This is a genomic window from Pseudomonas sp. 5P_5.1_Bac1 (assembly GCF_025466015.1).
Classification (GTDB): Bacteria; Pseudomonadota; Gammaproteobacteria; order Pseudomonadales; family Pseudomonadaceae; genus Aquipseudomonas.
The window spans coordinates 219783-233341 of the sequence record NZ_JANLNX010000117.1 but is presented as its reverse complement, the minus strand read 5'-3'; the positions used below and the strand labels follow the sequence as shown (position 1 = coordinate 233341).

Here is a 13559-nt window from a genome sequence, read left to right as displayed (position 1 = left end):
CGATGAGCACTCCCGGCAGCCTGTCCGCAACCTCGTCCGCCGCCCCTGCGGCGGACGCCACCGCCTTCGACCAGCGCCTGTACCGCAAGCTGGCGTGGCGCATCATGCCGTTCCTGTTCCTGTGCTTCGTGCTGAACTGGCTCGACCGGGTCAACATCAGCTTCGCCCACTTGCAGTTCAAGGCCGACCTGAACATCAGCGATGCCACCTTCGGCATCATCGTCGGGGTGTTCTCCATCGGCTACCTGCTGTTCGAAATCCCCAGCAACCTGTTGCTGGAGAAGTTCGGCGCGAAGAAGACCATGACCCGCATCATGATCCTCTGGGGACTGGTGACCATCGCCACCGCGTTCGCCCAGACGCCGGGGCAGTTCTACGTGTTGCGGATACTGCTGGGCGCCGCCGAAGCCGGCTTCTTCCCCGGCGTGATCCTGTACCTGACCTACTGGTTCCCGGCCGCGTACCGGGCGCGGATCACCTCGCGCTTCATCATGGCCATCGCCGTCTGCGGCATCGTCGGCGGGCCGCTATCCACCTGGATCATGGGCCACTTCGCCGGGTTTGCCGGGTTCAGCGGCTGGCAGTGGCTGTTCGTGGTCACCGGCATCCCGCCGGTGCTGGCCGGGCTGTTCGCCTGGTACTGGCTGGACGACAAACCGGCCAACGCCAAGTGGCTCAGCGAGGACGAAAAACGCGCCATCGAAGGCGCCCTGGCCCATGAACGGGCGAGCCGCAAACCCGGCGGTCACCAGCGTTTCGTCGAAGCGCTGAAAGACCGCAAGGTCTGGTTCATCACCCTCGCCTACTGCCTGACCATCATGTGCACCGGCAACGTCACCAACATCTGGGCACCGTCGATCATCCGCGACGCCGGGGTCAGCAACCTCGGCCAGCTCGGCCTGTTCTCGGCGCTGCCCTATGTGGTCGGCGTCGGGGTGATGCTCTGGGCCTGCCGTCACTCCGACCTGCACCAGGAGCGCCGCTGGCACTTCGCGCTGGGCGGGCTGACGGCGGCGCTGGCGATGACCCTGCTGCCCAACCTGATCGCCGGGCCCTGGTCGGCCATCGCCCTGCTGACCCTGATGACCAGCGGTTATCTGGTGGCGACGGCGGTGTTCTGGACCATTCCCACCTATTACCTGTCCGACCGCGCCCGCGCCGCCGGCCTGGCGCTGGTCAACTGCTGCGGGCAGGTCAGCAGCCTGCTGACGCCGATCATGATCGGCACGATCAAGACCAACACAGGCGAAATCAGCCTGGCGCTGTACATCGTCGCCGCCCTCGTGGCGTGCGGCACCCTGATCCTGTTGTTCGGCGTTCCGCGCCAGGCCTTGCGCGATGCACCCTGATTTCCTTTTCGAGACTGACTCATGACCGATTACCTGGCACTGGCCACTGAACTGGCCACCCACATCCAGCCTGGCGCCGCCGAACGCGACGCGCAGCGCATCCTGCCCCACGCGCAACTGGACCTGATCCGCGAATCCGGCCTCGGCGCCGCGCGGGTCCCGGTCGAACTGGGCGGCGGCGATGTCAGCCAAGTGGACGTGGCGCGGATTTTCATCACCCTGGCCAAGGCCGACCCGAGCGTGGCCCAGGCGCTGTTCCCGCACTTCGCCACCGTCGAGCACCTGCGCCTGATAGCCCATGAAGACCAGCAACGGCGCTACCTCGGCGCCTTCGCCGAGCGGCAACTGTCCTCCGGCGCCATCGCCGAACGCAGCGGCAAATTCCGCGGTGAAATCCACACCCGCCTGGAACGCCAGGGCGAGCGGCTGGTGCTCAACGGCAGCAAGTTCTACAGCACCGGCTGCCTGTTCGCCGACCTGCTGAAGATCCAGGCGGTGGACGAGGACGGCAACGCGGTCTACGTCATGCTGCCGGCGAACACCCCCGGCATCACCCTGCTCGACGACTGGGACGGCATGGGCCAGCGCATCACCGCCAGCGGCACCACCTTGCTGGAAAACGTCACGGTGCTGCCGGAGCAGGTGATTCCCCTGGCCGAGTGGTACCAGCGGCGCAACTACATCGGCGCCAGCGCGCAACTGATCCACTGCGCCATCGATATCGGCATCGGCCTGGCGGCGCTGGACGATGCCGTGGCGTGGTCGCGCACCGGCGCCCGTCCGGTGCGTGAAAGCGGTGTCGACCAGGCGCGCAACGACCCGTACATCCTGCACACCGTGGGCGATCTTTCGGCGGCGATCCATGGCGCCGAAGCGCTGGTGGAAAAAGCCGCGCTGACCGTCGACCTCGCCGCCCGCAGCCAGTTGCAGGGCCTGCTGGCCGGAGAAGAACTGGACGCCCTGCTGGCCCGTTCTTCGATCGCCGTGGCCGAAGCCAAGATCGCCTCGACCCGCGCCGCGCTGCATGTCTGCGAGCGTCTCTATGAAGTCGGCGGCGCCGCCACCACCCAGTCGCGCTACAACTTCGACCGCCACTGGCGCAACGCCCGCACCCACACCACCCACGACGCCGTGGCCTACAAGTACAAGGCCATCGGCGACTACCTGGTGAACGGCAACTACCCGCCGATCGCTTTCACTTACTGAGCACGGAAAGCCCCCATGCCGCCGTACCGTAAAACGCTGGTTGCCTTGTTCCTCGGCCTGCTCGCGGGGCCGATCAGCGCCGCGCCGACGGCGGACTGGGGCGACCTCGATGCGCGCATCGCCAAGGCCCTGCCCGGCGTGATCGCGCTTCGTCACGAAATCCACCAACACCCGGAACTGGGCAACCGCGAGGTCGAGACCGCCAAGCGCATCGCCAAACGCCTGCGCGAGCTGGGCCTGGAGGTGCAGACCGGCGTCGCCCACACCGGCGTGGTCGGCATCCTGCGCGGCGGCAAGCCGGGGCCGGTGGTGGCGATCCGCGCCGAGCTGGACGCCCTGCCCCTGACCGAACAGACCGGCCTGCCCTTCGCCTCCACCGTCCGCGTCCCGGACCCGAGCGGTGACCTGCGCACCCGTGGCAAGGAAGTTGGCGTGATGCACGCCTGCGGCCACGACGCGCACATGGCAATGGCCCTCGGCGTGGCCGAAGTGCTGGCGGCGCGGCGCGACGAGCTGCCCGGCACCCTCAAACTGATCTTCCAGCCCGCCGAAGAAGGCCCGCCGCTGGGCGAAGCTGGCGGCGCGAAACTGATGATCGAACAAGGCGTGCTGCAAAACCCGGCGCCGGCGGTGATCTTCGGCATCCACGTCACCGCCGGCACGGCCGGCACCTTCACCCTGAGCCGCACCCGCACCACCGCGGCGGCGGACACCTTCGTCGCCCGGATCAAGGGTCGCCAGACCCACGCCGCGTTCCCCTGGACCGGCATCGATCCGGTGCCCGTGGCGGCCCAGACCATCCTCGCCTGGCAGACCATTCCCAGCCGCCAGTCCAACCTCAGCGTGCTGCCGGCGCCAGTGATCTCCGTCGGCCGCATCGAAGCGGGCGACCGGCACAACATCATCCCGGCTGAAGTGCGCCTGGAGGGATCGATCCGGACCGTCAGTGACGAGCAGCGAGAGGACGTGTTGCAACGCATGCGCCGCACTGCGGAGAAGATCGCCGAAGCGTCCGGGGCCAGTGCCGAGATTGATTATTTGCCCGGCAACTACCGGGCCGGGCACAACGACACGGCCTTGGTGGACAGCTTGTTGCCAGTGCTGGAGCAGGTTTCCACCACCCCGGTGAAGATCGACAACGGGACTTATGGCGCGGACGACTTCGCCGAATATGCCCGGGAGATCCCTGGCATCTTCATGCGCATGGGCGTTACCCCGCCTGCCTTGGCGGACAAACCGGTGTGGCCGACCCATTCGCCGGGGTTCCAGGTGGATGACCCGAGCCTGGCGGTGGGGATCCGGGCGTTGAGTCGGATGACGTTGAGTTATATGCAACGGCAGTGAGCCTAGAGGCCGCTATCGCTGGCTTGCCAGCGATGCGCCGCGCAAAGCGGCGCTCGATCTCAAGGGCGCTGATACTGCCCCAGATACCGATCCAGCACCGCCTTGTCGCCACTGCCATCCCCCGCCACCTGCCACAGTCGCCGCTCGATGCCCTGGGCCAGCAAATGCCCCACCGCCGCTTCGATCGCCGACAGCACGCAAAGCTGCGCCGGTTCGTTGGTGGTGTAGCCCACTTCCGCTTCCAGCAGTTTCTTGAATTCGATGAACTTGAACACGCCGGCGCTGCGCCCCACCGAATAAATGGTCTTGCTGGTCATGACATTGGCCAGCACCTGTCCACTGCGCACATCCACCGCCCGCAGGTTGACGGTGACTTGGTCCACCCGGTACTCGCGGGAAATATCGATACCCAGGTAGCGAGCCCCTTCGCCGCCACTGCGCACGTTGGTGTCGTAGGCGATGATTCCGCCTTCGAGCATCAGGTTGGCCGCCTGCAACGGCGGCAGTTCGGCCTGGATGTTCAGCGGCGTGTCCGGCTTTTTCTGCGAGGCGCGGATGATCTTGCGCTCGGTCAGCAGGTTCTGCAGCCCTTCACGCTCCAGCACCATGAACCAGCCGCTGGCCTGCAAGGCATCCATCAGCATACTCGCCGCGCCCTGGGTGACGCTGGTGGAAAAGGAACTGGCCGGGGTCGGTTTGTATTGCCCGGTCTGGTCGCGAAAGCCGTACACCACCGCCATCAGCCGACCCTTGGGGCGCGGCATGTTGAGCAGGTCGTAGTAGGTCGAGGCGCGCGGGGTCAGGGTCGGGGTTTCGGTGTCATCGGCCGACATCGGTTCGCGCAGTCCGCAGCCTTGCAAGGCGGCCAAAATCAGCAGGGTGCCCAGTAGACGTTTCATGTTCATCACTCCCCTTTCGGCCCGGTTCAAGGATTCAGCCCGTTGACCTGGATTTCCGACACTTCGCCCGTCGCCCGGTCAGTCACCTGAATGCTCAAGGCCCCGGAATCGTCGATCACGTTGATGATGAAGGAGTCGGTGGACATGCTGCCGCTGTTGCCATTGGCGATGTTGTCCAGCAACTGCGAGAGCATTCGCGACTCCAGTTGGTTGCTGAAACGCTCCAGGGCGGTGGTACCGGTGTAGGCCGAGCGGCCGCCGATGGACGGGTCGTCATGGTCGTTCTGCGCCTGGGCGTTGTTCAGCAGCCAGGTGCCATTCAGCGGGTTGCCGCCGAATGACGGGTTGATCGGCGTGTGCACCAGTTCGGTGGCCGACGCCTGGGCGCAGGCCGCGAGGAATACGGCGCAGGCCAGACGGTGGGCGATGGTGGTGTTCATAGCTCGTCCCTCTCCAGATCGGTGGTGTCCTGCAGCAGCGACTCCAGCTTGCGCTGGATGACCTGCGCCTTGACCAGATCGGCGGCCTCATAGGCCGCGTCTTTGAGTTCTACGGTGTTGGGTGGCAGGAACCGCCGGTACACCACCCGTTGCTGATACTCGACCGACACCAGGCTGCCCCAGCGCGGATCCGGCTTTTCCCGTACCACCAGGTTGAAATCCAGGCGGCTGGTGGCACGCAGCCGCTCGGCGAAGCTGTAATAGAAGTCGTGGCCGATGTGGCTGATGGTGGAATCAACGATGAACCCCATCATCTCGTCCTCCTCGCCGCCCCGCGCTTGCGCCCCGAGCAGGGCCAGCGACAGCACGGCGACACACCGCCAGCGGTTCATGGCGCCACCCCCGCCGCGGGACGCCGGGGCGTCTCGCCGGTGAACGCCTGCTCGGCGACGAACTGCCAGTCGGCGTAATGCCCCAGGCCCTCGAAATCCGCCCACTGCGCGGCAAACCCGGACTGCTTGCGCGGCACGCCTTGCGAGCGGCTGTAGACACCGGTGATGCGCCCGTCGATGGAACGCACCAGGCCCCAGTCATCGCTGCCGGTGATCGGGTCCGGGTAGAGCCGGCGAATGTGCCGTTTGAGGTTGGGGAAGCGCGAATCCTCCAGCAGTTCGTCCAGCGCCTGCGGGTACTGGGCCAGCCCCGGCGAGGCGCGGTAGTAGCTGCGCAGCGCCTGGGCGTATTGGCTGCCGACCCACAGCAGTTCCTGCTCGCGTTCGCGCAGCGCCTGGCTCGACCAGAGTTGCCCGGCGGCGCCCATGGCCATGCCGCTGACGGCGATCAGCAAGAGCACACCCAGGTAGGTAAAGCCGGCCTCGGCCGCCTTACCACTCGGCATAAAGGCTGCCATCGCGCGCCCTCCCGGTTGCACCGCTCTTGATATCGCCCACCGCGCCGGCCACGCCGTCGGGGGGCGGCAGCACCTGCCAGAGATCGCGGCGCTGGGTGATCGGGTCCAGCGGCGCGGCGCGCAGGTAGCGCTGCTCCACCAGTTGCTCCAGCGATTCGGGGTAATGCCCGGTGTCGCCGTAATAGTGATCGAGCGATTCACGCAACACCGCCAGGCTCTGGCGCAGGGTGGTTTCCTTCGACTGCTCCAGGCTGCTGAAGTAACGCGGCATGGCGATGGTCACCAGGGTGGCGATGATCGCCATCACCACCAGCAACTCGATCAGGGTAAAGCCCTTGCTCTGGCGCATTGTCGTCACCACTGGCTGTAGGCGATGCCGTTGAGGCCCTTGCCAGGGGCCTGGGAATACACGTCGAACACGTCCTCGCCGGGGCGCGGATTGTCTGCCCCGCTGTCGTAGCCACGCAGGCCCCAACCGCTGTCGTCGTCGCGCCCGGCCGGGCGCAGCGGGTCATGGGGAATGCGCCGCAAGAAGTAGAACTTCGCGCCCTTGGCGCTGCGCACGTCGCGCACGCCGTCCACCAGCACCTCGAGGCTTGGCGGATAGCCGCTGGCGTTGAGGTTTTTCTCGATATAGCCGGCATCCCAGGCGCGCTTGTAGGCGTCGATGGCATCACGCAACTGATAGAGCGCGGTCTTCAGTTCCTGCTCCTTGCCGCGCCGGATCACGGTTTCCGTCAGCGGCGCGGCGATGGCCGCCAGCAGGCCGATCAGGGCCAGGGTGATGACCACTTCGATCAGGGTGAAACCGCCTTGCGCGCGTTTCATGGCTCAGGGTCTCCCGGCGATCGAGGTGTCGCTCACCGCCGCATCCGGCGCCGGCTCCGCCACATCGCCGGCGCGGTTGAGGTTGCGGATCTGCAGGCTGGTTTCGGTGCCGGTGGCGAACTCCATGTCCGACGGGCTCTGGTACGGCAGGTTGCGCACGATGCGCGGGGTGATCGACAGCACCAGTTCGGATTTGCCCATGTTGTCCTTGTTGCTGCCGAACAGCCGGCCCAGGCCGGGGATGTCGCCAAGGCCGGGAATCTTGTTGCCGCTGGCGCCGTGGTCATTGCGCACCAGCCCGGCGAGGATCTGCGTTTCGCCATCGTGCAGGCGCAGGCTGGTCTGGGCGTTGCGGGTATCGACCTGGACCGGAATGGTGCCCTGACGGGTCGGTTCCAGCGGCGTGGCGTTGCTGACTTCGAGCGCAATCTTGATCGCCACTTCATTGTTCAGGTGCACCACCGGGGTCACTTCGAGTTTCAGACCGACATCCAGGTAGGTGACGCTTTCGGTGATCACCGGGCCCTGGGTCGACGGCACCGAGGTGGCGCTGATGATCGGCACCCGCTGGCCGATGTGGATGCGCGCCTGCTCGCGGTTGCTGACGCGGATCACCGGGCTGGCCAGGGTGTTGATGTCGTTGTCCTGGGCGTTGATCTTCAGTTGCGGCGACGGCGCGATGGAGATCCGCGAAGAGTTGATGCCGCGCAACTGGTTGAGCAGGCCCACGCCGCTGCCGTCGCTGTTGACCACGCCGAAGGTGTTGGGCCATTGCAGGCCGAGGTCGAGGATCCGCGAGCGGGCCACTTCCATCACCTCCACTTCCAGCACCACTTCCGGGTTGGACTGGTCCTGGGACTGCAACAACTTCTCGGCCATGCGCACGGCGTCGGGGGTGTCGCGCATGGTCAGGGTGTTCAAACGCTCGTCGACGAACACGTCGCGGGTCTTGAGCATGGTCTTGACCATGTTCAGCGCAGTGTTGGCGTCGATGCTGGTGAGGTAGAAGGTGCGCATCACCAGTTCCTGGTAATCCTTGGTTTTCTGCGGCGAGTCCGGGTAGATCAGCAGGGTGTTTTCATTCACCACTTTCTGGTGCAACTGGTTCTGTTCCAGCAGCAGCGCCACCGCGTCCTCTATGCGCACCTCGCGGACGAAGATGGTCGCCTTCATGTCCGGGCGCAGGTCTTTGTCGAAGATGAAATTGAGCCCGGCGACCTGGGACAGCACCTCGAAAATGGTCTTCAGGTTGGCGTCGCGAAACTCCAGGGTCACCGGCCGCTCCAGCTTGCCGCGCAGTTGCGGGTTGGGCTGGGCGGTGCGTGCCTGCACCTGTTCGATGTCCTTGCGCAGGGCCAGGCCGCCCTGGTTCTGCGGGTCGAGCAGGAGCACCTCGCGCATGTGCCGCTCGGCACCGAACAGGTCGCCACGGCGCAGTGCCGCCTGGCCGAGGGCGGTGCGTTCGTCGATGTTGCGCAGTTGTTCGATCTCGCGCACCGCGTCCTGGGCACGGCGGTTGTTCGGTTCCAGGGTCAGCACCCGGCCGTAGGCCATCCGCGCCCCGGCGAAATCGTGACGCGAGCGGTCGCTGTCGCCCTGGGTCAGCAGCGCTTCCACCGCCTTGGCCCGGCCCTGGGCCAGGGCGATATTCAGCTCGGTATCCCGCGGCGACTCGACCAGCGCCTGTTCGATCACGGCGATGCCGGCCTCGTATTGCCCTTCGGCGATCAGCGCCTGACCGTCCTTGCGCACGGCACTGGTGCCGCAACCGGCGACGGCGACGAACAGCGCCAGCAGCAGAAACGGCGCGGGTTTGTGAACGACGGGCGAAATCATGGTGCGCTCCCTACAGACAAGGTCTGGGACAGGTGCATGGGCAGGTAGACCAGGCTCAGCTCGGTGGCGGAGATCTGTTCGATCCGGTAGGTGTCGTCGATCACATCGCCGCGACGCACGACGTAGAGTTTTTCCCCGGCTTGCAGGAACACGCGCTGGTCGTCGCGATCATCCAGGCGCCCGACGAACTGGAATGGCAGCGCCGGGGCCACCGGAAGCACCTCCAGCGGCGCCACCACCAGCGGCTGCTCGGTGACTGTCGCCAACACCGTGGCCGGCTTCCACTGCTTGCTGGCGAACAGGTCGCGGGGCGGCGTTTTCAGGGTTTCGCGCACCGCGGCCTGGGCCTTTGGCGCAGGGATGGCGCTGCGCGGGGCGGCGATCACGGCGGCGCTGTCGTCCGGCGCCTGCGTTTCGAAGAAAAACCCCGGTGCCCAGGCCAGGGCGCCCGATACACCGAGAAAAGCGGTCCAGCCCAACAGCCGCTGAGTGTTCATCACGACCTCGACAGATAAAGGGTCATGCGGATGCGCCCGGTCAGCTCGCTGTCGCCGATCCGTTTGCGTTGCAGGTCGATGTCTTCCAGCACCAGCGCCGGCATTTGCGCCAGCAGGGCCTGGAGAAAGCGGCGGATCTGCGGGTAACTGCCGCGCAGCGGCAGGAGAATCTGGTAGCGCGCAAGCTGGGTGTCCGGGTCCACGCCGAGGGCGTATTCGCCACGGGACAGGCTGATTTTTTCGTCCCGGGCCAGGCGGTACAGGCGCTCGATGGCCTCGGTGGCTTCCGGTTGCGCCGGCAATTGCTGTTGCAGGCCCGGCAATGGATCGACGCTGGCGGCGGCGGGCTGACGTTCGCCACGGCGGACCTGGGCGAGTTGTTCGCCGACCTCGTCGCTGCGCGTTTGCAGGGCGTGCAGTTCCTGCCACTGAGCAAGCTGGCCGGCGCCGTGCAGCGCCGCGCCGAGCATCAGGGCGATGCCGGCCAACGGTGCCCAGCCGAGCCGCCGCAGGTATTCATGGACACGCAGGCTAGAGACGCGCATCGCCGCTCTCCCAATGGGCCGACAGGTTGAACAGGACCGGACGCTCCGGCTGCTTGACGAGGATTTCGTGGTTCAGCAGCGACACGTCGTGCAGTTCGGCGCTGGCTTCCAGGCGTTTGTGAAACGCCAGCATGGCTTCCAGGTCGCGGGCTTCGGCGCTGATCCGCACCTGCCCTTTGCGCGCATCCGGGCTCAGGCTGAGCAGCGCGATGTCTTCTTGCGGCAGCCCTTCCAGCAGGCTGAACAGGCTGTCCCAAGGGCGCTGCAATTGCTGCGTCAAATTGCGCATCCGCGCCAGTTTCTGCGCCTGCTCACGGCTCTGGGCCGGGCTCAGCGCCGGGACGTCGCGGGCGCGCAGGCCCAGTTGCTGTTCGGCCTGACGCACCTGTTGGTGCAGTTGCGCCTGTTGCCCATCGAGCTGGTGTTGCCAGGCCAGGCTGGCCAGCAGCAGGCCGGCGCCGAGCAGCAGCGGCGCCCAGCTCAGCGGACCACGCCGTGGCGGGATGAAGTCGAGCTGCAGGCGGCCCATGTCAGGCCACCACCCGGGCCATGCTGGGCAACAGCGCGGCGGGCTCGTCCAGTTCCAGCAACTCCACCGCGTCCAGCAACGGCTTCGGCGCGCGGCGTGCCGGCGCATGCACGAACAGGCGCAGGTCGGCCTGCCCGGCGTGCAGGTTGCACTCGCGGGCCAGCAACGCCGCCAGTTCCGGGTCGCTGTCGCCGACGCCCTGGCTGCGGATCTGCTGCCAGCCGCCGTCGCGGGCCAGCAGGTAGACACAGCGCTGCGGCTCGGCGAGGGCAAAGAGAAAATCGTTGCCCGGCACCTGCCCGGCAAAGTGGTTCCAGGCCGCCATCAGGTACGGCTGCACCGCGTCCAGTTTCAGGTGCGCGGCGCGGCAGCGCGTGGCGAGCCCTTGCAACAGCGCGTCGGGCAAGGCCGCGGCGATTCGCGCGCAGCCGGCGGGCTCTGGCGACAGGACGATCGCCCAGTCATCCAGCGCCTGCCCGTAGCAGCGTTCGAAACAGGCGCGGGCGTAGACCTCGAATTCCTGCGGCCGGGTGATGCCGTCGCTCCACGGCACCAGGCAGAAGCGGCAGTACTGCGCCGCGACCACCACGCTCAGGCGCCCGCCTTTGCCGGCGTGGCTGGCGAGCAGCGTGGCGAGGGCGTCGAGGGCGACCTCGGCGAGGTGTTCGCGTCCGGCGTCCACCGCAACGCTGGCCAGCCAGTGCTGCTGGCGGCCCTGGCGACGGCACAGGCCGACACCCTGGGCGCCGAGCACGGCGACGAATCGATCAGGCGATAAACGTGACACGATTGATCTCCTCCAGAGTGGTGCGGCCCTCACGAACCAGTTCCAGCGCCGAGCCGCGCAACAGGCGCAGGCCGCGCTGACAGGCATGGGCCTTGATCCGGGAAAGGGGCTGGCGTTCGACGATCATCTGCCGCAGGTCGTCGTCCAGGTGCAGCAGTTCAGCGATGGCCGTGCGCCCGCGATAACCGCTGCCACGGCACTGGCCGCAACCGGGGCTCTGGACGAACTGCCAACCATCCACCGGCGTCGCGCCCAGGCCCGAGGCGGCAAGTTCCTCGGCGTCCGGCTGGTGTGGCCGCGCGCAATGCGGGCAGACCAGGCGAATCAGGCGCTGGGCAAGCACGGCATTGAGGGCGGAGACGAAGCTGTAGGGGTCGACCTGCATCTGGCTGAAGCGGCCGATCACATCGAAGACGTTGTTGGCGTGGATGGTGGTGAACACCAGGTGCCCGGTGAGCGCCGACTGCACGGCGATCTGCGCGGTGTCCGGGTCGCGGATCTCGCCGACCATGATCTTGTCCGGGTCATGGCGCAGGATCGAGCGCAGGCCGCGGGCGAAGGTCAGGCCCTTTTTCTCGTTGACCGGGATCTGCAACACCCCCGGCAACTGGTATTCCACCGGGTCTTCGATGGTGACGATCTTGTCGTGGCCGTGGTTGATCTCGCTGATCATTGCGTACAGCGTGGTGGTCTTGCCGCTGCCGGTGGGGCCGGTGACCAGGATCATGCCGTAGGGTTCGCCCGCCAGCCGGCGCAGGCTGCGCAGGGTCTGCTCCTCGAAGCCCAGGGCCTGGAGCTGCACGCCGCTGACGCGGTCGGCCAGGTCCTGCTTGTCCAGCACCCGCAACACCGCGTCCTCGCCGAAGATGCTGGGCATGATCGACACACGAAAATCGATCTGCCGGGCGCTGATGCCAATCTTGAAACGGCCGTCCTGGGGCACGCGTTTCTCGCCGATATCCAGCTCGGCCATGACCTTGATCCGCGAAATCACCTGGTCGGCGAATTCGCTGCCGCTGACCTTGCTGATGGCGGTGAGCACGCCGTCGATGCGGTACTTGATCACCAGGCCGCTGCCGGTGACGCCGAGGTGGATATCGCTGGCGTGCATTTTCAGCGCGTCGTAGAGCGTCGAGTTGACCAGCTTGACCACCCGGCTCTGGTCTTCGCTGATGCTGGTCAGCGACAGGCTCTGCAGCGCCTCGGTTTCAACGCCGCCCTCGGCCTCGCTGTCGAGCGAGTCGACGGCGTGGAAGTTTTCTTCCTGGCGGGCGAGAAACAGCGCCAAATCCGCGGCTTGCGCCAGGTACAGCGGCGCGCCTTGCAGGTGCTCGTCGATCCAGGCCAGGCGCTCGCCGTCGAACGGGTCGGCGAAGACGCCGACGCGCTGGCCGTCCAGTTCGATAAGGACGAATTCACGTTTCAGGCACTGGGCCAGGCTGACCTGGGTGAACAACGGGGTGGCGGCGAGCAGGCGCTGGCTGTCCAGCACCGGGTAATGCAGGTGGCTGCCGAGCGCCGCGACGAAGTCGGCGGGCGCCAGGGCGGCCAGGCTGCGCAGGCAATCGAGCAGGCGTTCGCCGCTGTGCCCAGCCTGTTCGCGGGCCTGGCCGAGCAAGGTACGTTCAAGGGTTGCCGGGGTGACGGCGGTTGCCGGGGGTACAGCGAGCGACACGGGTTCCATGGCCTGCTCTCCAACGCACGAGGCGCGGCGAGCCGGGGTCGGTGTGCTCGCGCCTACTCCCCGGTGAGCAGTTGATCGTCGTCGGGTGGGGGCGGTGCCGCGCCGTTGCGTCGTCTATCCGCCATAACCCAGGTGCCGTCATACAACTGCAAGGGGAAACTCTCGTTTGCGCTCCGGCGGCGTTCGACGAAACCCGTGTCCGTGTTGCTGCCGGCTCTGGACGTACGCGCGATACCCATCAGGTCGAAGACAGCGCGCGCCAGTTCCGCCAAGGGAAAGGGCTTGAACAGGATGTGACTGACGCCGAGCCGGGCAGCGCGCTCACGGACCTCAGCGGTCGGGTGCGCGGTGATCAACACGAAGTGGCAGTCCCTGTGCGAACGCACGGCCTCCAGAACCTGAAATCCCTCCATATCGGGCAAACGATAATCCAGCACGGTCACGTCGGGCTCGATGCGCTCGGCCAGGCCGATGGCACTTGCTCCGTCGTGGGCAACATGGACGCTCAGACCCTGTGCTTCCAGGTAAGCCTGGAGATTCTGCGCAAGCGTCTGTTCGTCATCGACTACCAGAACTGTCTTCACCAAGGTCGACTCCAAGAACATGCTGGTGCGGTTTCCCGATCCGGCTGAGTGCGGCCTTGCAGAGGCTTACGCACGCTTCATGCCAGACCCGGACGGCGATTTATGACGGGGTTAACCCGTT

At 66.6% G+C, this 13559-nt stretch carries 16 protein-coding genes; 3 read left to right on the top strand and 13 right to left on the bottom strand.

The window, feature by feature from the left end:
• Positions 1–2: 2 nt before the first annotated feature.
• Genes NTD82_RS28550 through NTD82_RS28540 form a run of 3 tightly spaced genes read left to right on the top strand, consistent with a single transcriptional unit; the run spans position 3 to position 3899 of the window.
• Positions 3–1349 carry an MFS transporter gene (locus NTD82_RS28550; RefSeq protein ID WP_262131150.1) on the top strand — a complete coding sequence of 449 codons (1347 nt, stop codon included), beginning with the start codon at positions 3–5 and terminating at the stop codon, positions 1347–1349.
• Between the two features lie 21 nt (positions 1350–1370).
• Entirely contained in the window at positions 1371–2555 is a 1185-nt protein-coding gene (locus NTD82_RS28545; protein WP_262131149.1) for an acyl-CoA dehydrogenase family protein, read from the top strand.
• Between the two features lie 15 nt (positions 2556–2570).
• Positions 2571–3899: a M20 family metallopeptidase gene (locus tag NTD82_RS28540; RefSeq protein WP_262131148.1), complete on the top strand. Its 1329-nt coding sequence runs from the start codon at positions 2571–2573 to the stop codon at positions 3897–3899.
• 59 nt (positions 3900–3958) lie between these two features.
• Here the strand turns inward: NTD82_RS28540 and NTD82_RS28535 are convergent, their stop codons facing one another.
• From NTD82_RS28535 to NTD82_RS28475, 13 genes are read right to left on the bottom strand one after another with little or no spacing between them, the layout of a single operon-like run.
• Positions 3959–4798, bottom strand: coding sequence for a CsgG/HfaB family protein (locus NTD82_RS28535; protein ID WP_262131147.1), 840 nt, complete (start codon positions 4796–4798; stop codon positions 3959–3961).
• Positions 4799–4824: 26 nt separating this feature from the next.
• Positions 4825–5238, bottom strand: a complete 414-nt coding sequence (locus NTD82_RS28530; protein WP_095155181.1) for a curli assembly protein CsgF — start codon at positions 5236–5238, stop codon at positions 4825–4827.
• Positions 5235–5630 (bottom strand): curli production assembly/transport protein CsgE, encoded by a 396-nt coding sequence (gene csgE, locus NTD82_RS28525; RefSeq protein ID WP_095155182.1) that lies wholly within the window; start codon positions 5628–5630, stop codon positions 5235–5237. The genes NTD82_RS28530 and csgE overlap by 4 nt, the downstream gene beginning before the upstream one ends.
• Entirely contained in the window at positions 5627–6148 is a 522-nt protein-coding gene (locus NTD82_RS28520; RefSeq protein WP_262131146.1) for a type II secretion system protein, read from the bottom strand. Before NTD82_RS28520 ends, csgE begins: the two co-directional genes overlap by 4 nt.
• Complete coding sequence (locus NTD82_RS28515) at positions 6123–6497, bottom strand: type II secretion system protein (RefSeq protein WP_095155184.1); 375 nt, start codon at positions 6495–6497, stop codon at positions 6123–6125. Before NTD82_RS28515 ends, NTD82_RS28520 begins: the two co-directional genes overlap by 26 nt.
• Positions 6498–6502: 5 nt before the next feature.
• Complete coding sequence (locus tag NTD82_RS28510; protein WP_262131145.1) at positions 6503–6976, bottom strand: type II secretion system protein; 474 nt, start codon at positions 6974–6976, stop codon at positions 6503–6505.
• 3 nt (positions 6977–6979) lie between these two features.
• Entirely contained in the window at positions 6980–8812 is a 1833-nt protein-coding gene (locus NTD82_RS28505; RefSeq protein ID WP_262131144.1) for a secretin N-terminal domain-containing protein, read from the bottom strand.
• A complete protein-coding gene (locus NTD82_RS28500) occupies positions 8809–9309 on the bottom strand; it encodes a hypothetical protein (RefSeq protein ID WP_095155187.1) in 501 nt (166 codons plus the stop codon). Before NTD82_RS28500 ends, NTD82_RS28505 begins: the two co-directional genes overlap by 4 nt.
• The gene (locus tag NTD82_RS28495; protein WP_262131143.1) at positions 9309–9854 is read right to left on the bottom strand and encodes a type II secretion system protein M; all 546 of its coding nucleotides are present in this window, start codon (positions 9852–9854) and stop codon (positions 9309–9311) included. Before NTD82_RS28495 ends, NTD82_RS28500 begins: the two co-directional genes overlap by 1 nt.
• Positions 9841–10383, bottom strand: a complete 543-nt coding sequence (locus NTD82_RS28490) for a pilus assembly protein (RefSeq protein ID WP_262131142.1) — start codon at positions 10381–10383, stop codon at positions 9841–9843. Before NTD82_RS28490 ends, NTD82_RS28495 begins: the two co-directional genes overlap by 14 nt.
• A gap of 1 nt (position 10384) precedes the next feature.
• Positions 10385–11170: a hypothetical protein gene (locus NTD82_RS28485; RefSeq protein ID WP_262131141.1), complete on the bottom strand. Its 786-nt coding sequence runs from the start codon at positions 11168–11170 to the stop codon at positions 10385–10387.
• Positions 11151–12854, bottom strand: a complete 1704-nt coding sequence (locus tag NTD82_RS28480) for a GspE/PulE family protein (protein ID WP_262131140.1) — start codon at positions 12852–12854, stop codon at positions 11151–11153. Before NTD82_RS28480 ends, NTD82_RS28485 begins: the two co-directional genes overlap by 20 nt.
• 53 nt (positions 12855–12907) lie before the next feature.
• Positions 12908–13441, bottom strand: a complete 534-nt coding sequence (locus NTD82_RS28475) for a response regulator (RefSeq protein WP_095155352.1) — start codon at positions 13439–13441, stop codon at positions 12908–12910.
• Between the last annotated feature and the right edge of the window lie 118 nt (positions 13442–13559).

What these genes read in the sequence shown, in the direction of transcription:
- NTD82_RS28550 (WP_262131150.1), top strand. Translation starts at nt 3, where the DNA reads ATGAGCACTCCCGGCAGCCTGTCCGCAACCTCGTCCGCCGCCCCTGCG.
- NTD82_RS28545 (WP_262131149.1), top strand. Translation starts at nt 1,371, where the DNA reads ATGACCGATTACCTGGCACTGGCCACTGAACTGGCCACCCACATCCAG.
- NTD82_RS28540 (WP_262131148.1), top strand. Translation starts at nt 2,571, where the DNA reads ATGCCGCCGTACCGTAAAACGCTGGTTGCCTTGTTCCTCGGCCTGCTC.
- NTD82_RS28535 (WP_262131147.1), bottom strand. Translation starts at nt 4,798, where the DNA reads ATGAAACGTCTACTGGGCACCCTGCTGATTTTGGCCGCCTTGCAAGGC.
- NTD82_RS28530 (WP_095155181.1), bottom strand. Translation starts at nt 5,238, where the DNA reads ATGAACACCACCATCGCCCACCGTCTGGCCTGCGCCGTATTCCTCGCG.
- csgE (WP_095155182.1), bottom strand. Translation starts at nt 5,630, where the DNA reads ATGAACCGCTGGCGGTGTGTCGCCGTGCTGTCGCTGGCCCTGCTCGGG.
- NTD82_RS28520 (WP_262131146.1), bottom strand. Translation starts at nt 6,148, where the DNA reads ATGGCAGCCTTTATGCCGAGTGGTAAGGCGGCCGAGGCCGGCTTTACC.
- NTD82_RS28515 (WP_095155184.1), bottom strand. Translation starts at nt 6,497, where the DNA reads ATGCGCCAGAGCAAGGGCTTTACCCTGATCGAGTTGCTGGTGGTGATG.
- NTD82_RS28510 (WP_262131145.1), bottom strand. Translation starts at nt 6,976, where the DNA reads ATGAAACGCGCGCAAGGCGGTTTCACCCTGATCGAAGTGGTCATCACC.
- NTD82_RS28505 (WP_262131144.1), bottom strand. Translation starts at nt 8,812, where the DNA reads ATGATTTCGCCCGTCGTTCACAAACCCGCGCCGTTTCTGCTGCTGGCG.
- NTD82_RS28500 (WP_095155187.1), bottom strand. Translation starts at nt 9,309, where the DNA reads ATGAACACTCAGCGGCTGTTGGGCTGGACCGCTTTTCTCGGTGTATCG.
- NTD82_RS28495 (WP_262131143.1), bottom strand. Translation starts at nt 9,854, where the DNA reads ATGCGCGTCTCTAGCCTGCGTGTCCATGAATACCTGCGGCGGCTCGGC.
- NTD82_RS28490 (WP_262131142.1), bottom strand. Translation starts at nt 10,383, where the DNA reads ATGGGCCGCCTGCAGCTCGACTTCATCCCGCCACGGCGTGGTCCGCTG.
- NTD82_RS28480 (WP_262131140.1), bottom strand. Translation starts at nt 12,854, where the DNA reads ATGGAACCCGTGTCGCTCGCTGTACCCCCGGCAACCGCCGTCACCCCG.